The organism is Nostoc sp. 106C (assembly GCF_002154725.1).
Classification (GTDB): domain Bacteria; phylum Cyanobacteriota; class Cyanobacteriia; order Cyanobacteriales; family Nostocaceae; genus Aulosira.
In genome coordinates this window covers 1-16,601 of sequence record NZ_MTAW01000127.1, presented here as the reverse complement: position 1 = coordinate 16,601, position 16,601 = coordinate 1, and the positions used below count along the sequence as shown (strand labels likewise).

15 protein-coding genes and 1 pseudogene are annotated in these 16,601 nt (G+C 42.4%); 9 read left to right on the top strand and 7 right to left on the bottom strand.

What is annotated here, in order from left to right:
* Positions 1 to 183: 183 nt before the first annotated feature.
* On the top strand, positions 184 to 1,080 hold the full coding sequence (gene argB / locus BV375_RS18925; protein ID WP_208095831.1) for an acetylglutamate kinase: 897 nt from the start codon (positions 184 to 186) through the stop codon (positions 1,078 to 1,080).
* 126 nt (positions 1,081 to 1,206) lie between these two features.
* On the opposite strand, the gene BV375_RS36090 is transcribed toward argB, so the two are convergent.
* Complete coding sequence (locus BV375_RS36090; RefSeq protein ID WP_143842134.1) at positions 1,207 to 1,758, bottom strand: hypothetical protein; 552 nt, start codon at positions 1,756 to 1,758, stop codon at positions 1,207 to 1,209.
* Positions 1,759 to 1,945: 187 nt separating this feature from the next.
* Between BV375_RS36090 and BV375_RS18920 the strand changes: the two genes are divergently transcribed.
* A complete protein-coding gene (locus BV375_RS18920) occupies positions 1,946 to 2,467 on the top strand; it encodes a tetratricopeptide repeat protein (RefSeq protein WP_086763123.1) in 522 nt (173 codons plus the stop codon).
* Positions 2,468 to 2,550: 83 nt separating this feature from the next.
* Entirely contained in the window at positions 2,551 to 3,489 is a 939-nt protein-coding gene (locus BV375_RS18915) for a DUF3153 domain-containing protein (RefSeq protein WP_086763122.1), read from the top strand.
* Positions 3,490 to 3,548: 59 nt separating this feature from the next.
* Here the strand turns inward: BV375_RS18915 and pdxH are convergent, their stop codons facing one another.
* On the bottom strand, positions 3,549 to 4,193 hold the full coding sequence (gene pdxH / locus BV375_RS18910) for a pyridoxamine 5'-phosphate oxidase (protein ID WP_086763121.1): 645 nt from the start codon (positions 4,191 to 4,193) through the stop codon (positions 3,549 to 3,551).
* Positions 4,194 to 4,412: 219 nt separating this feature from the next.
* On the opposite strand from pdxH, the gene BV375_RS18905 reads away from it, so the two are divergent.
* The 3 genes from BV375_RS18905 (at position 4,413) to BV375_RS18895 (ending at position 8,284) form a co-directional block, all read left to right on the top strand.
* On the top strand, positions 4,413 to 5,513 hold the full coding sequence (locus tag BV375_RS18905; RefSeq protein WP_086763324.1) for an AI-2E family transporter: 1,101 nt from the start codon (positions 4,413 to 4,415) through the stop codon (positions 5,511 to 5,513).
* Positions 5,514 to 6,079: 566 nt separating this feature from the next.
* Positions 6,080 to 6,910, top strand: a complete 831-nt coding sequence (locus BV375_RS18900; protein WP_086763119.1) for a ScpA family protein — start codon at positions 6,080 to 6,082, stop codon at positions 6,908 to 6,910.
* 204 nt (positions 6,911 to 7,114) lie between these two features.
* Positions 7,115 to 8,284, top strand: coding sequence for an NDP-sugar synthase (locus BV375_RS18895; protein WP_086763117.1), 1,170 nt, complete (start codon positions 7,115 to 7,117; stop codon positions 8,282 to 8,284).
* A gap of 100 nt (positions 8,285 to 8,384) precedes the next feature.
* Here BV375_RS18895 and speA read toward each other — a convergent pair whose 3' ends face one another.
* Both speA and BV375_RS36985 read right to left on the bottom strand, forming a co-directional pair.
* The gene (gene speA, locus BV375_RS18890; protein ID WP_086763115.1) at positions 8,385 to 10,403 is read right to left on the bottom strand and encodes a biosynthetic arginine decarboxylase; all 2,019 of its coding nucleotides are present in this window, start codon (positions 10,401 to 10,403) and stop codon (positions 8,385 to 8,387) included.
* Between the two features lie 137 nt (positions 10,404 to 10,540).
* Positions 10,541 to 10,696: a hypothetical protein gene (locus BV375_RS36985; protein WP_166507479.1), complete on the bottom strand. Its 156-nt coding sequence runs from the start codon at positions 10,694 to 10,696 to the stop codon at positions 10,541 to 10,543.
* A gap of 122 nt (positions 10,697 to 10,818) precedes the next feature.
* Here BV375_RS36985 and ndk point away from each other — a divergent pair, with 122 nt between their 5' ends.
* Positions 10,819 to 11,268 carry a nucleoside-diphosphate kinase gene (gene ndk, locus BV375_RS18885; RefSeq protein WP_086685507.1) on the top strand — a complete coding sequence of 150 codons (450 nt, stop codon included), beginning with the start codon at positions 10,819 to 10,821 and terminating at the stop codon, positions 11,266 to 11,268.
* A gap of 331 nt (positions 11,269 to 11,599) precedes the next feature.
* On the opposite strand, the gene BV375_RS18880 is transcribed toward ndk, so the two are convergent.
* Positions 11,600 to 12,325 (bottom strand): DUF475 domain-containing protein, encoded by a 726-nt coding sequence (locus BV375_RS18880; protein WP_086763113.1) that lies wholly within the window; start codon positions 12,323 to 12,325, stop codon positions 11,600 to 11,602.
* 288 nt (positions 12,326 to 12,613) lie between these two features.
* Entirely contained in the window at positions 12,614 to 12,892 is a 279-nt protein-coding gene (locus BV375_RS18875; RefSeq protein ID WP_086763111.1) for a hypothetical protein, read from the bottom strand.
* Between BV375_RS18875 and BV375_RS36980 the strand changes: the two genes are divergently transcribed.
* Together BV375_RS36980 and BV375_RS18865 are read left to right on the top strand one after the other, a co-directional pair.
* Entirely contained in the window at positions 12,881 to 13,048 is a 168-nt protein-coding gene (locus BV375_RS36980) for a hypothetical protein (RefSeq protein WP_166507478.1), read from the top strand. The two genes, BV375_RS18875 and BV375_RS36980, sit on opposite strands and share 12 nt — an antisense overlap.
* Before the next feature lie 1,086 nt (positions 13,049 to 14,134).
* Positions 14,135 to 15,312 (top strand): IS630 family transposase gene (locus BV375_RS18865; RefSeq protein WP_143842132.1). Its coding sequence is split into 2 segments (ribosomal slippage): positions 14,135 to 14,567 and positions 14,567 to 15,312, totalling 1,179 coding nucleotides; the frame shifts between segments, so codons are not numbered across the junction.
* 13 nt (positions 15,313 to 15,325) lie between these two features.
* Here the strand turns inward: BV375_RS18865 and BV375_RS18860 are convergent.
* Positions 15,326 to 16,601, bottom strand: a pseudogene (locus tag BV375_RS18860) (PD40 domain-containing protein); the annotation flags it as partial.

Genomic DNA, 16,601 nt, shown 5'->3' with positions numbered 1-16,601 from the left:
TATTACTAATATCTGGGTTGCAACAAAATAAGCATAAAAAAATTATGCAGATTTATAGGTTCATTACTTGGTAGAGAAATATACTAATAACAAATGTGATACTCGAATTTTGCGTAAGAGATTGTTACCAGTTCCAAAGTCTTCTACACTGACTGGATAGGTGTTAATTCTTAAAAGCTCCTCATAATGGTCAACGATACTGAGTACATTAGGCAAGCCGAAGCCACTCGTGTACAAGTGCTAAGTGAAGCGCTACCTTATATTCAACAATTCGCTGGTCGCACTGTTGTTGTGAAATATGGTGGCGCGGCCATGAAAGATAGCACCCTCAAAGATAAAGTTATCCGCGATATTGTCTTCTTATCTTGCGTCGGCTTGCGACCAATTCTCGTTCACGGTGGCGGGCCAGAAATTAACAGTTGGCTAAATAAACTGGGAATTGAAGCGCAATTTAAGAATGGTCTGCGAGTCACTGATGCTCCCACAATGGATGTGGTGGAAATGGTATTAGTAGGTCGAGTTAATAAAGAAATTGTCGAGCTGATTAACCAAGCTGGCGGCTTGGCAGTGGGACTGTGTGGTAAAGATGGTAATTTAATTACAGCTCGTCCCCAAGGCCAAGAAGGTATCGGCTTTGTTGGCGAAGTTAGCAATGTGAATATCAAAATTTTGGAAACTTTAGCTAGCAATGGCTATATTCCCGTCGTCTCAAGTGTCGCTGCAGATGAGACAGGACAAGCCTACAACATTAATGCTGATACTGTAGCTGGGGAGATAGCAGCAGCACTAGGGGCAGAAAAGTTAATTTTACTGACTGACACCAGAGGGATTTTAAAAGATTACAAAGATCCCTCCACGTTGATTCCAAAAGTAGATATTCCAGAAGCCCGTGATTTGATTGCCTCTGGTGTAGTCAGTGGTGGGATGATTCCGAAAGTGAATTGTTGTGTGCGATCGCTTGCTCAAGGCGTGAAAGCCGCACATATTATTGATGGTCGTATTCCCCACGCTTTACTACTAGAAATCTTTACCGACGTTGGGATTGGGACAATGATTCTCAGTTCCCAGTTTAGGTCCTAATCCCAACTAGGGGCTAGGATAATCAAGAGAATCGTAAGGTGGGCATCGCCCACCTAGCCCTGTATCTTCATGCAATCCAAGGTATTTTGCACTGAAATTTCACTCCCTTCAGAGATGGAATTCAGCTTAACGCGGATAGATAAAAACTCCCCGCGTTCTTCCCCTAAATGGTTGACGGTATTGATGATACCTGGAACGCTCTTCAAACACGGGATTTCTCAGCGGTGCGTTGCGGAAGATGGGATTAACCATGTTCGGGTAAGTAATACTAGGATTGATGATGGTTCGCTGGTATTGCGGATAAGAGTAAATAGTGGTTCTGGGATGGTAGTAATTAGAGCGACGGCCATAGTAGAAATCATTGTTATACCGTCTATAGTTCGTTACCCGATTTAAAGGTATTGGAAGTGCAACCGGACTACTGTAAATATACGAACTCTCGGTTTGATTCAGAGGTATGGGCGTCGCAATTGGACTACTGTAAATATACGAACTCTCGGTTTGATTCAGAGGTATGGACGTCTCAATCGGGCTACTGTAAATATACGAACTCTCAGCTGGTACTTCTTTTACGACGCCATTAATAATCCTCACTGTTTGAGCAGCAGCGGGGGCAATTGTAGCGCTCATCAATGCTAGAGTCACACCTGCGCCCAGCCAATTCTTGATGTTATTCATATTTTGCTTCCCCGTAAATTTGTTAACCTGGAATTAATAGCTACAAACACCGAATAAATACCTGTAGCTACTTAATGAAAATTTTAAATGTCTATCTAATCTAATTTTGCCAGATTCATTAAAGATTCCACAAAGATTACTGACATTGGCAAAATAAATTAAAGCAGTACTAATTTGTGTGTAGAACGTGAATACAGAAAGTTTAGAAATAGCCAAATCTCGCTACCAAGCTGGGAGAGTTGCTTTTGAAAATGGGCAATACCGAGAAGCTGTAGAAAATCTGGAAAAAGCCAGCGCTCTCTTGTCGCGCAATTCTCGCCTTGGGGGTGAAGTGGATATATGGCTAGTGACAGCTTATGAAGCTGCTGGAAGGACTGAGGATGCGATCGCACTTTGCGAACAACTTAAACGTCATCCCTACTCAGAAACTAACAAGCAAGCTCGACATTTACTCTACATCTTAAAAGCACCAAAGCTTAAAAGACCCAGTGAGTGGATGACCGAAATTCCCGATTTGGGCAAATTACCAGAAAATGAGTCCCAAATTCGTGTAACGGTCAATCCTCGCCAATCTTCTGGGGAAAAGAAATCTGCGGAACCGGAATTTGTTGATCTCAGCCAAGTCAATACCAGAGATAATCGCTTTATCTGGCTAGCGTTAATTGTTATTGGATTAATGCTTTCTTACTTGGTTTGGTTGAGTTTTTAAGGAAAACTTTCTTTACATCAACAGTGCCAAGCGTTAGAAGTAAAGATTGGTTAAATATTCCCTAGTTTCGGAGATTTATACTAATGAATTGGTCGTTTTTAGGAAAGATTTTAGTATGGTTAATTAGACCATTAAGTTTTGTGAGTAAAAAAAGAGAATTGTTTACAAAATTTACTCGTTACAAGTCGATTAACCACAACTTTCCTACCCCGGGAAACAGCCGGAACGCCAAAATCCCCAAACCTATTTTGTGGATGGTACTGTTAGCATCCTTGCTGTTATCTGGTTGTGTCCAGTACGACGTAGGAGTGAACTTTGACAACTCCAATCACGGCGAATTGGTGCAACATATTAAATTAGGAGAACGGCTCACTAGTTTTAGTGGCGATTACGTGTATGAATGGTTAAACAGCATAGAACGTCGCGCGCGGAAACTAGAAGGAAAAACTCGACGGATTTCTCCAGAAGAAATTATTGTGACAGTTCCCTTTAGTAATGGGCAGGAACTGCAAGAGAAGTTTAACGAGTTTTTTAATTCCCGTACCAATCAAAAACCTGAATCCGTACAGTCTGGATCTAATTCAGAACTGCCGAAAATTGAATCAAACTTGCTAATCGAGCAGAATAACTTTTTACTCTTTGTGCGCAATCGCTTAATTTATGATTTGGATTTGCGATCGCTATCTTTGATTGCCAGCAATGGTAATGTTCTAGCGAACACAGGTTCAATTCTCGATTTGGATTTTAGTTTGAAAACTCCTTTCGGCGCTAAAAACATTCCGATCGCAGAAAATGCGATCGAGCCGGAAAAGAACAAAAATCAATTGGTGTGGAAGTTGAGAACTGGTGAGTTAAACCACATAGAAGTAGTTTTCTGGCTTCCCAGTCCTCTCGGTATTGGGGCGTTGCTGATTGCCTTGTTTGTCTGGGGTGGAATTTATCTTAGATATACATTTATGCCAGATCCTAGGATTCAGTTTGCACCAAAACCAACAGTTTCTCAAAGTGCTGTTGCTGAATAAAGTAGTTCAATTTAGATCCGCGACTTTTACAAAAAGTCGCGGATCTAAACTAGCACTCATTAAGGTGATAACCGCACGATTTTCCAACTGCCATCATCTAAGTAACTATAGAGCAAGCGATCATGCAGGCGGCTTGACCTTCCTTGCCAAAACTCAATTTCTGTAGGAATTACTCGCAATCCTCCCCAATGCGGTGGGCGAGGAATTTCCTGATTTTCATATTTATGCTGCAACTCTTGTAAGCCTTGCTCTAGGAATTCTCGGCTGGCTATCACTTCACTTTGATTAGATGCCCATGCACCGAGACGGCTGTTTTGGGGACGGCTGTAAAAATACCGATCAGACTCGGCTTGCGAAACTTTCTCCACCCTTCCAGTAATCCGAACTTGACGTTCTAATTCTGCCCACCAAAAAACCAATGCCGCTTGGGGATTTTCTGCCAGTTCTTGCCCTTTACGACTGTTATAGTTGGTGAAGAAAACAAAGCCCCGTTCATCAAAATCTTTAAGTAGCACCATTCTGGCCGAGGGCTTACCGTCTGGTGTAGCGGTTGCTATAGTCATAGCATTGGGTTCAGGAAGTTGGGCTGACAATGCCTGCTCGAACCATTGTTTAAATTGTATAAAAGGATTAGGGTCAACCTCAGATTCGCTCAAATCTTGTAATGTGTAATCTTTGCGAAGGTCGGCAATGGGTTGATGCATCGTGATTTACTTCCTTGCGATCGAATATGGGTAGATACATCTTTGTTCAAAATATCTATTATGGCGATTGGCACCAATGCCAGTTAAACAAATTTTTTCTAGGAGTCTCGAAAAAATATTGCATTACATACCAAATTGAGATAGGTAGTATTTGAGATCGCTAGAGAATTCTTACACTCAAGGCTTGCAATCCAAAATCTAAAATCCAAAATTGGTATGATGCGCCGTTCAGCCTCTCTTCAACGTTTATTAATTTACGGTCTGAGCGGTCCGATTATCGCTCTCAACGTCTGGCTGCTCTCAGTACTGTTTCATTATTTCGAGCATCCCTTCACTATTCTGAGCATTGCAGCAATTCTGGCTTTTTTATTAAATTATCCAGTTCAGTTTTTTCAACGTGCGCGGATCACTCATGCTCAGGCTGTGATCGTGGTTTTGCTCGTTACTTTAACACTGGTGGTGATTCTAGGCATAACCTTAGTGCCGATCCTAATTGACCAAACAATACAACTATTGAATAAAATCCCTGATTGGTTAAGCAGCAGTCAAAGAAACCTGGAGAATGTGGAGGCGTTGGCAAGACAGCGGCGTTTACCCATAGATTTGAGAGTGGTAAGTAATCAAATTAATGCTAATATTCAAAATTTAGTGCAGCAGCTAGCTTCTGGTGCGGTAGGATTTGCTGGAACGCTATTATCAGGATTACTAAATTTGGTATTAGTAGTCGTGCTGGCGTTTTACATGCTCCTGTATGGCGATCGCGTCTGGTCTGGTCTGATCAGTCTGTTACCGTCTAATATTAGAATCCCCTTAACTACATCCTTACGCTTAAATTTTCAGAATTTTTTCCTTAGTCAGTTGTTATTGGGGCTATTTATGGTAGTTACCCTAACTCCTATTTTCTTAGTTCTAAAGGTTCCATTTGCCCTACTATTTGCCATAGTTATTGGCATAGGTGAATTAATTCCCTTTGTGGGAGCAACTCTAGCTATTGGTTTAGTAACAATTTTGGTGCTGCTACAAAATTGGTGGTTAGCAGTTCAAGTTGCTTTGGCGGCGATTCTGATGCAGCAGCTTAAAGATAACCTCTTAGCGCCTAAGTTACTCGGTGATTTTATTGGGCTTAATCCCATCTGGATTTTTGTTGCTATTCTCATGGGATTTGAAATCGCTGGTTTGTTGGGAACACTCGTTGCTGTCCCGATTGCCGGTACTATTAAAGGGACTTTTGATGCGATTAAGAGTGGCCAATCCGGTGAATTTGTATCACCTTTTAGAATTACTTATGAATCTGACTGCGATGAAGATGGTAAAACTTAAAAAAATTTTTGTAATCTTAAGACTAGGAAAAATTGTAATTTAATTGCGCTAACCACACCTAGCCTCTAGAATCGGATTTTATTGCACACAGCGTAGACGCGGAGCGGCTTGTCGTAGACATCGCGCCATTTCAATTCACTCAGGTTTTTACTTTCAATTTCATCAAATTTCTATTTAACTTACTCATCTTTAGCAACTAAATATACTTAACATTTTCACCAAAAAAGTATTAAAAATTACTATTTTTTACATAGATAAAATTATAAAAATATCATATTATACTTGAGTTTTTCAGCAAAGAACCATAGCATTGGCTAGTCAAAGTGCAATTAACCTATATTTCAAAATGGCTGACAATAGAATTCACAATGAAATTGAATGCACATCTTGAGAAAAATTAAGTATAATTTCCTACGTAAGTTTTGATTCTTAATGCAACTGGTAAGCCTTGTGCTAATTTTATCTAGATAGTAGCAACTGATGCTTTCAGCAAAGAAGCATAATTGCTCGTTCTATAATTCGACTGTTAATCCACGTACTTTTAACTTAATTACAGAAACTAATTGATGGATGCATCCGAGCTATTAGAAACAATTACACTTCTGATCCACCAAGCTGAGCAGGGAGAAATTGATCCTTGGGATGTCCAGGTCATTGAGGTGATTGACCGTTACTTAGAACTAATGGCACCGGAGTCCACAGCAAGAGGCTATGAAGCCGACTTGTCTCAATCTGGACAGGCTTTCTTATCAGCATCAATGTTGGTATTGTTTAAAGCCAACACCTTAATGCAATTACAATCAGCCGCAGATGAACAAGCAATTGCACTAGGCGAAGATCTGCTAGAAAGTGAAGATGGGTTGTTACATCCAACCCCTCGCCTGCCATTAGAGCATCACTTGCGTCGTCGTCCAGCAGCTATGCCACCACCGAAACGTCGCGTGACTCTGCAAGAGTTAATTGAGCAATTGCAGGTCATGGCGAATCAGCTAAAACTTGTACAGAAAACCAGCAAACCTGTCCGCCCTCGGCGTCAGCCAACTGTCCAATCTATGCGTGCAGCTCTAGAATTGGCTCACCAGGAAAATCTGACAGAAGTAGCTGGAGAATTAGAGCAAGTGTTGCATCTTTCGGCAACAAAGTTACATTTAGAGCAAAACTGGCTGAATTTAGAACAGCTTGTGGAGTTATGGACTCAAAGTAAACAACCATACCAAAATGGTTCAGCCCATGTATCAGAACACAGCCACTTAGTTAGTGTTTTCTGGGCACTGCTACTGCTATCAGCTCAATCCAAGGTAGAGCTATTGCAGGAGGAGTTTTACCAGGAAATTAAAATCCGCTTACTTATAGATTCAGCTAGCACCTGCCAACCCTTGGAGCAACCAATAAACTGAGCAACTTTAATCTTGTTGCATCAGCAAACTCTAAAATCTAAGTAAATTAAATATATAACCGATCGCTTGTTATTTCGTTTTACCGCTTGTTGCAACAACCAGCAAATTCACCTAATTTGTGCTATCAGGGATGAATAAAACAGTAAACCAATGAAGTATAACTCGTTGAAAGTAAACTGGCTTGTGGTTGAGGAATAAATCTTTATGAAGGCGATGATTCTTGCGGCGGGTAAAGGTACTCGTGTCCGTCCGATTACCTATACAATTCCCAAACCGATGATTCCTATCCTGCAAAAGCCAGTGATGGAATTTTTACTAGAACTGTTACGTCAGCATGGATTTGACCAAATTATGGTCAACGTTAGCCATTTAGCTGAAGAAATAGAAAACTATTTCCGTGATGGTCAGCGGTTTGGTGTACAGATTGCCTATTCTTTTGAAGGCAAAATTGATGACGACGGTAAATTAGTTGGGGAAGCAATTGGTTCAGCTGGGGGAATGCGGCGTATCCAAGATTTCTCCCCGTTTTTTGACGATACCTTTGTGGTATTGTGCGGTGATGCGTTGATTGACTTAGATTTAACAGCGGCTGTCAAGTGGCATAGATCCAAAGGATCGATCGCTACTATTATTACGAAATCCGTGCCTCTGGAAGAGGTTTCGAGCTACGGTGTAGTGGTTACTGATGAAGATGGACGTGTTAAGGCTTTCCAAGAAAAACCCTCAACAGAAGAAGCTCTCAGCACCAACATTAATACAGGTATTTACATCTTTGAGCCAGAAGTATTTAAGTATATCCCTTCTGGAGTAGAGTACGACATTGGAAGCCAGCTATTTCCCAAACTCGTGGAAATTGGTGCGCCTTTTTATGCTATCCCTATGGACTTTGAATGGGTAGATATTGGTAAAGTACCAGACTACTGGCGAGCAATTCAGGGTGTGCTGTTAGGAGAAATTAAAAATGTGCAAATCCCTGGGTATGAAGTTGCGCCTGGCATCTACACTGGCTTAAATGTAGCTGTAAATTGGGACAAAGTGGATATCACAGGCCCAGTTTACATCGGTGCTATGACCAGAATCGAAGACGGAGCCAAAATTGTTGGTCCAGCGATGATCGGCCCCAACTGTTGGATATGCAGTGGTGCGACTGTAGAAAACAGCGTGATTTTTGAATGGTCGCGTCTGGGCCCGGGAGTCCGCTTGGTTGATAAACTCGTGTTTGGACGTTACTGCGTCGATAAAACTGGGGCAACTATTGACGTTCAAGCTGCGGCTTTAGACTGGTTAATTACCGATGCCCGTCAAACACCGCCATCTCATACTCCAGCTGAGCGACAAGCGATCGCAGAATTGCTCAATACTACTGTGATTTAGTCAAGAGTCAAGGGTCATTTGTCATTTGTCATTTGTCATTTGTCATTTGACTCTGGACTCTGGACTCTTGACTTTAGATTCTTGACTCTTGACTTTTTGCCTAACTATTCAAGTATGTATATCTCCTGAGGCTCTGTTCGTAGGTTTGCAGAAGGCGCTGAGATTCGGCTAAGGTGATCCGCTTTTCCTCCAAAGCTTTTTCGCAACGCTGGCGGATATTTTCCACCATATCTTCGGAGTCATACTGCACGTAGCTCACCACTTCGCTCATGGTATCGCCTTTGACGACATGTTCAATTTGGTAACCTTTGGGGGTCAATTGAATGTGAACTGCATTAGTGTCGCCAAATAGGTTGTGTAAATTACCCATGATCTCTTGGTAAGCTCCACTGAGGAACATCCCTAAATAGTAAGGTTCTCCTGGCTTATAGGTGTGCAGCTCTAAAACAGATTTGACATCACGCAAATCAATAAAACGATCGATTTTGCCATCACTATCGCAGGTGAGGTCAGCCAAAATTCCCCGCCGCGTCGGTTCTTCATCTAAACGGTGTATGGGCATAATCGGGAATAATTGGTCGATCGCCCAACAATCGGGTGCGGATTGAAACACCGACATATTGGCGTAGTAAATAGAAGCCATAATTTTTTCTAGGTCTTCTAGTTCGTCGGGTACGTATTCTTGCTGCCTAGTAATTTCAAGAATTTTTTGACAGCAAGCCCAGTAAAGGCGTTCGGCTTTAGCCCGTTCTCTTAAGCGCAAAATGCCCAAGTTGAAACGGCTAATGGCTTCTTCTTTAAATTGGGCGGCGTCGTGGTAGAACTCTTGATAATTTTCTTTGTTAATTGATTGGTAGGTTTCCCACAGATAATTAATGATTGGGGATTCGCCCTCTTGTGGTGGTTCTGGGGTATCGAGAGGGACATCGCTAGTACTGAGAACATCAAAAATCAGTACTGATTGATGGGAAGCGATCGCTCTACCACTTTCACTAATTAAGGTTGGTACGGGAATTTGCCGTTCGGCACAGGTATCTTTTAACTCTGCCACGATGTCGTTGGCATAGTTTTGCATGTTGTAGTTTTTCGAGGCGTAGAAGTTAGTTTGAGAACCATCGTAATCTACGCCCAAGCCACCACCGACATCGAGATATTTCATATCTGCCCCCAGCATTGCCAACTCTACGTAGATGCGGCTGGCTTCTTGGATGGCATCTTTAATCACATTAATGGCTGAGATTTGCGAGCCGATATGGAAATGCATCAACTGCAAAGAATCTAGCAAGTTAGCTTCGCGTAACTTGTCAACCGCCTCAATAACCTCAGGCATAGTTAGACCAAACTTAGCGCGATCGCCGCTTGAGGTTCCCCAGCGTCCCATGCCTTGGGTACTGAGTTTTGCCCGTACTCCTAAGATAGGTTTAATACCTAACTGACGGTTAGCAGCAATTACTAGATCGACTTCTTCAATTTGTTCTAAGACAATAATCGGCGTTTGTCCTAGCCTTTGGGCTAACATCGCCGTTTCAATGTATTCCTGGTCTTTATAGCCATTGCAAACTAACAATGCTCCTGGTGTATCCAAGATAGCTAGAGCAATCATTAATTCGGGCTTGGAACCGGCTTCTAAACCAAATTGATGGGGTTTGCCAAATTTGACTAAATCTTCAATTAAATGGCGCTGCTGGTTGCATTTGACAGGAAATACACCACGATAGACGCCAGGATAGTTATACCGGGCGATCGCTTTGGCAAAACAAGCGTTTAAGCGCTCAATCCGATCTTCCAAAATATCAGAAAAGCGAATCAACATCGGCAGCCCCAAATTGCGCTGCTTTAAAGCGTTGACTAATTCAAACAAGTCTAGCGAACCGCCGCGATCGCCCTTGGGGGAAACAGTGACATGACCGGCAGCACTAATCGAAAAATAAGGTTGTCCCCAACCTTCGATCCGATACAGGGCTTCGCTGTCCTCTATTTTCCAGGAACGAGGCGAATCTTCTGTACTAGTACTAGGTGGTAAAAGCTTTTTGGGCTTATTGTTCTTCACTTCCGGTTTGTGTCCATTGGACGACAGCTTAACTACCTCTTCAGATGTAGCAGTTGATTCAACACCCATTTCTTCCTGACCTCTGTGTTTCACCCACGAATTTTCAATTTAACGCATTCATTGAACAAGGGAACAGGGAATAGGGAACAGGGAACAGATTTTTATATTTTCTGTTTCCTTATAGGAATCAGAAATTCTCACAGCCCTTATTGGGAGGAGTCTTGGATGAGGTATTCCCTAACATAAAGCCCTGTTGCCCGTTGCCAGTTCCCTGTTCCCTCTTTAATTGCGATCGCAAATGCTCCCAGTGATAATTTCTGAGATAAACTCTGATTGGTCAAGAGTCGTGTGTTACTAGTCATTATTCATCAGTCATTAGTCACATGGGTGAAATCCCTAGACTATCAACAAATGACTAAATGCAAAGGACAAAGGACAAAAGACAATTGATCTTGAAAAATTTATTAAGTTTTCGGAGATAGCTTTGGAACGCACATTTTTAGCAATTAAGCCCGATGGCGTACAGCGCGGACTGGTGAGTGAAATTATCGGTCGCTTGGAAAAAAAAGGTTTTACCCTTGTTGGTTTGAAATTGCTCAAACCCAGCCGGGAATTAGCTGAACAACACTACGACGTTCACCGCGAAAGACCCTTTTTTGCAGGATTGGTAGAATTTATCACCTCAGGCCCAGTAGTAGCGATGGTTTGGGAAGGTGATGGCGTAATTGCCTCTGCTAGAAAGTTAATTGGTGCGACTAATCCTTTAAACGCAGAACCAGGAACTATTCGCGGTGATTTGGGGATCAACATCGGTCGTAACATCATCCACGGTTCTGATGCTCCGGAGACAGCACAAAAGGAAGTTGCTCTGTGGTTTAAGGACGAAGAATTAGTAAACTGGCAACCAGAATTAACTCGTTGGTTGCGCGAGTAGAAGAAGACGCGGAGAGGGGAAGACGCAGGGACGCGGAGATAAAAATTTTCTCCGTTTCCCCGCGTCCCTATGGATGCATCTGGCGAATCAAAGGTAATACTCTCGCTTATTCCACAATCTCGCCATCACCCTAGAAGGGTGTGGCTAATCGAACAAAGCCCACCTTCGTGGGCTAAATTTTCTTAGCCCACGAAGGTGGGCTTTGTAGCGTTAGCCCCAGGCTTCCAGCCTGCGGGCGGTAGATCGGGTGTGCGAGAGAACTTTTTTAATTTGAATTGAGGGTTCAAACCCACCATTCGCCAATAGTATCCTGATGTCCCTTTTTCCTTTTCTACTTCGACACTTCAGTTTTTTCAGGTACTTCCTGGGGTACTTCAATGAGAGTACGTTTGGAAAATCCCCAAGCTAGGATCAGACCGATCGCAGTAATCATTAACCATTCTGGTGGAACCAAACTATCATTTACCACCTTCAATAACAGACGCAAACCTACTAACGCCACAGTTATATAGCCTGCGTCCTCTAGATTTTCAAACTCATCTAGCCAACGGATAAATAATTCAGCCATGAAGCGCAGGGTAATGATCCCAATTGTTGCGCCCGTTAGTACTAGCCATCTTTCTTGAGAAACAGCGATCGCAGTTGTCACACTATCTAAAGAAAATGCCATATCTGTAAAGGCAATTACAGGTATCGCTTGCCACAAAGAGTTGAAGCGCGGCCCGTGATGGTGATCGTCCTCATCGGTTTCTTGGGAAGTAAAGTGTTGGAATACTAGCCATAGGAGGTAAACAGCACCCAAAAGTTCAAATTGCCAGAGGTTTTGTACCCAAGTGGCAGTAAGAATTAGGGTAATCCGCAGCACATAAGCCACAACCAAACCCAAGTTAAGGGCTTGACGCTCAACCTTTTTGTCTTCCAATCCTTGGGCGATCGCAGCGAGGGCGATCGCGTTATCAGCAGATAGCACAGCCTCTAACAACACGAGGATTAGCAGGACTATAGGAGCTTCAACGCTGAAGTGAAAATGAAGATAATCAAAAATTCGATCTAGCATTCCAGGTATCTCAAGCAGGGAAAATTAAAAATTAACAGCAAAGCGCGAATTTTATCCTCAAAAGTGCAACAAATTGCTACTTTTATCCAGCTTAACGTGGCTGTGGTTCATTCTAAAGACTGCTGCATTTACGCGATCGCAAGGCAATTAGGGTCTGTTGAGTGTAGCACGACACACTCTAAGCCTTAACATTTTCTTAAAAAAAGTCCTCATAAATCAAGGACAAAAATACTTAAAAAGATTTAGATCCCCGACTTTTTAAAGAAGTCGGGGATCTAAGATTGAGGTTTATTGCATAAGAATTTGGCGGATTAAAATACTCATCACCTCATCTGGTTTATCGGTGGGTAACAGTGGACTCCATTCCCCCACGCCTGCGTAGCCAACTACTTGCAAGTAGTGAATTGTACTGGTAACAGCTTTGGCTGAACCAATCAGCAGATGCTTTATCGGTTTTCTGTTGGGAAACGGGTTTTGAGTTGGTTGATGTGGCTTTGGTGTATTTGAATCTTCGCCTAAGAACTGTACTAATTTTGACTGGGCGGAATCTTCTGATTGTGCCATCATGGTATTCGTACTCCGTTTTGGATGTTACATAAAGGCGATCGCTTTCTTCTTTGCGGGATTGGGCGATCGCCTTTATTTTTTGGATGTTACATAAGGGCGATCGCTTTCTTCTTCGCGGGATTGGGCGATCGCCTTTATTTTTTGGATGTTACATAAGGGCAATCGCTTTCTTCTTCGCGGGATTGGGCGATCGCCTTTATCTTTTGGATGTTACATAAGGGCGATCGCCTTTATATTTCTTAATATAAAGTATAATTTTATACTTGTCAATTATTAAAGGCAAAAATTTTTGTTAGTAATTCCCCAGTTTGGAGCAGGAATCAATTAATACGAAATCGTCATACTTCGACTTGCAAGAGTACAAGTTAGTAATACCGATTTTTTATGAGTTTGCATAGAATTTGATCCCCCCTAGCCCCCCTTAAAAAGGGGGGAACTAGAATCAAAGTCCCCCTTTTTAAGGGGGATTTAGGGGGATCAAGATATATGCAACTTCAGATTAAATTGGTATAAGACGTAATTTGTAATTAATAGTAAAAAACGAGTATCTGTAGGGTGGGCATTGCCCACCGAAACCCGCTTCGGGTGTCTACATTCAACTATCCAATTTGATTTGAGAACAAATGCGTAGGCGTAGCCCGCCGTAGGCATCGCAAAAAACAAGAAAGCGTAGCTGCACAGCAGCGTGTTGTCAGACATCACACTTTTTGAGCAAGTAATCAGCCCAAAAACTTGCGGAAAACACCAAAATGAGTGCGTGATTTACCGAAATGAGTAAGCGATAAGGCTTTTTACTTGCGGAAAACACCAAAATGAGTGCGTGATTTACTAAAATGAGTAAGCGATAAGGCTTTTTAAGTAGGTGAAATGGCTTTTTGCTTGCGGAAAACACCAAAATGAGTAGGTGAAATGGCTTTTTGAGTAGATGAAATGGCTTTTTGGGTAGGTGAAATGGCTTTTTGCCTACTTGAAACAGCTAAATGAGAAAGTTACAAGCCTTTTTGTTTACTCAAAATATAAAAATGAGTAGCTAATTTAAAGAAATCATCAAGCGCGATATCTAAGCTCAAAATGAGAAATTTAAAAGTAAATGTAGTAAATGTAGGGTGTGTTGTCGCGCAGCGCAACGCACCGACGCATCATCAACGATTCAAGGTGCGTTAGCCTACGGCATAACACACCCTACTGGACTGTCTAGGCTAAAATAGTGCAATAAAAAAGACAGAGAATTGGGGTAAGTTGATGGGCAAAGGTCGTAGAGACAAAGTGCTTTTAAATACAGAGCAAAGGCGAAAGCTAGAAGAGATAAGTCGTAATGGTTATGCCCCAGCCAAAAAAATATTGCACGCACAAGTGCTATTAATGTGTGATGAAGGTGAGGGTGCGACGAAAAAATGGACAGATGAACAAATCAGTTTAGCCCTCAACTTACATCGCAATACAGTAGGAAGAATAAGGAAAAGATTTTTGGAGCAAGGTGAACAACCAGCTCTAAATCGCAGTCAACGAAAAAGTCCACCAGTACCAGCCAAAATTGATGGTCATACGGAAGCACGAATCATCGCACTGTGTTGTTCTGACCCACCCACAGGAAGAGCGCATTGGAGTCTGAGACTATTAACTCAAGAAATTAAAAATAGAAATATCATCACAGAAATTGCCGTAGAGACAGTCAGAAGCATATTAAAAAAAACGAGCTACGCCCGTGGAAAATACAAAGGTTTTGTATCCCAGAACGGGATTTAGCACGTTTTATTTCCCAAATGGAAGTAGTTTTGGATCTTTATAGTCAACTACATAGTGAATTGGAACCGCTAATCTGTATGGATGAAGCTTCTATACAGTTAACTGGACATGTTTGTGAGCCAATTAAAGCCGAACCAGGTCATGATGCTAAAGAAGATTATCACTACACTCGTGAAGGAGTCCAAGCTTTATTTATGTTCTTCGATCCGAATCGAGGTTGGCGAAGAGTCAGCAATCGTGACCATCGAACTCGTGTAGATTGGGCTATTGAAGTGCGTCGGTTATTAGATGAAGACTATCCTCATGCCCACAAAGTCAAATTACTTTGTGATAACTTGAACACTCACAATATTGCCTCTTTGTATGAAGCTTTTCCCGCCCCAGAAGCTCATCGTTTAGCTCGAAAACTGGAGATTCACTATACCCCTCGTAATGGTAGTTGGCTCAATGTTGCGGAGATGGAATTAAGTGTTTTAAGCCGACAATGTTTAGAGCGACGTATTTCTTCAGTGGCAGAACTTTCTCTGGAGTTAGCAGCTTGGCAGCAGGAACGCAACTCCACTGCTAGTAAAGTTATTTGGCGTTTTACTACTGAAGATGCTCGTGTCAAACTTAAACATCTTTATCCGATTTTTGAACCCCAAGAATCAGGTGTTCCTAATGCAACATTTTAGCCTAGACAGTCCACTACTGCTGGCGTAGCTTCTGCAACTCTTCTTTTGTAAACGGATTTTTCCCCGCACTTAAAGCATTAACCCAACCTTGGCGCTGTGATTTCCTCTCAGGATTGTCAGACCATTTAATAAAGGCTTGGAAATCTTCAATTGCGCCTTTACTATCGCCAGTTAGCGCCCTAGCAAGTCCACGGCTATCCAAAATACCTCCATGTGTGGGTGCAAGGGTAACAGCTTTTTCACAGGCAAACATCACATCAGATGCATACCCATGCAAGCTACCCCTCCAACACAGGCTGTTCCAATCGTCAGCAGAGATTTCGAGTTTTGCGTCGAGTTTTTCAGCGTTAGCGTAGGCTGAAATAGCTTGTTTGACATCGCCGTTGCTTACTAGTTCCTTTCCTTTACTAAGTAATTCTGAGATTGCAAGCTTTCTAGCAAATGCTTCTGGGTTATTGTCTAAGGTTGTTGTTTCTGGCTCAGGGTCGATGTTAGGCGTTAGCTGCTGTGCTTTTTTGAACTTAGCAACTGCACCCTGAATATCAATCTGTTTCGCCAATTCTTTGCCTTGAAAAATCAAGTTTAGAGTTTCTGCTTTCGTCTCTGGATTAATATCTAATTCAGGGTTCCATTCTTTAGCTTGTTTGAATTTGATAACTGCTTTCTCAAATTCACCTGCACTGGCTAACTCCTCACCTTCGGCAACTAAAGTTGGCGCTGCTGCTATTAGCATAGACTTGTTTTGGCATGGCTGTAGTTCAGCTAAAGTTTCAGGATGATTATGCAAATAATCTTGCAGCCAATTGCACCCCAAAATCAGAAGATTATCTAAATCCAAATCCCAGAGAATTACCGTGTGGTCACGACTGGCGGAAGTGATCGTCTTGCCGTCTGGGGAGAAGCTGACGCTAGAAACCCCATCACTATGCCTTTTAAAGGTCTTGAGTTCCTTGCCATCCAGACTCCAGAGTTTGATGGTCTTGTCAGCACTGGCGGAAGCGATGGTCTGCCCATCAGGGGAGAAGCTGACACCCCAAACCCAATCGCTGTGCCCTTTGAAGGTTTTGAGTTCCTTGCCATCCAAATTCCAGAGTTTAATTGTCTTATCACGACCGGTAGAAGCTATTGTCTTACCATCGGGGGAGAAGCTGGCCCAAGAAACCGAATCGCTGTGCCCTTTGAAGGTTTTGAGTTCTTTGCCATCCAGACTCCAGAGTTTGATGGTGTTGTCATCACTGGCAGAGGCAATTGTCTTGCCGTCGGGGGAGAAGCTGACACTCCAAACCGAA

Excerpts from the sequence above, each read along its gene's own strand:
- BV375_RS36090 (WP_143842134.1), bottom strand. The coding sequence starts at position 1,758 with ATGAATAACATCAAGAATTGGCTGGGCGCAGGTGTGACTCTAGCATTG.
- BV375_RS18915 (WP_086763122.1), top strand. The coding sequence starts at position 2,551 with ATGAATTGGTCGTTTTTAGGAAAGATTTTAGTATGGTTAATTAGACCA.
- pdxH (WP_086763121.1), bottom strand. The coding sequence starts at position 4,193 with ATGCATCAACCCATTGCCGACCTTCGCAAAGATTACACATTACAAGAT.
- BV375_RS18905 (WP_086763324.1), top strand. The coding sequence starts at position 4,413 with ATGCGCCGTTCAGCCTCTCTTCAACGTTTATTAATTTACGGTCTGAGC.
- BV375_RS18900 (WP_086763119.1), top strand. The coding sequence starts at position 6,080 with ATGGATGCATCCGAGCTATTAGAAACAATTACACTTCTGATCCACCAA.
- BV375_RS18895 (WP_086763117.1), top strand. The coding sequence starts at position 7,115 with ATGAAGGCGATGATTCTTGCGGCGGGTAAAGGTACTCGTGTCCGTCCG.
- speA (WP_086763115.1), bottom strand. The coding sequence starts at position 10,403 with ATGGGTGTTGAATCAACTGCTACATCTGAAGAGGTAGTTAAGCTGTCG.
- BV375_RS36985 (WP_166507479.1), bottom strand. The coding sequence starts at position 10,696 with ATGACTAGTAACACACGACTCTTGACCAATCAGAGTTTATCTCAGAAA.
- BV375_RS18880 (WP_086763113.1), bottom strand. The coding sequence starts at position 12,325 with ATGCTAGATCGAATTTTTGATTATCTTCATTTTCACTTCAGCGTTGAA.
- BV375_RS18875 (WP_086763111.1), bottom strand. The coding sequence starts at position 12,892 with ATGATGGCACAATCAGAAGATTCCGCCCAGTCAAAATTAGTACAGTTC.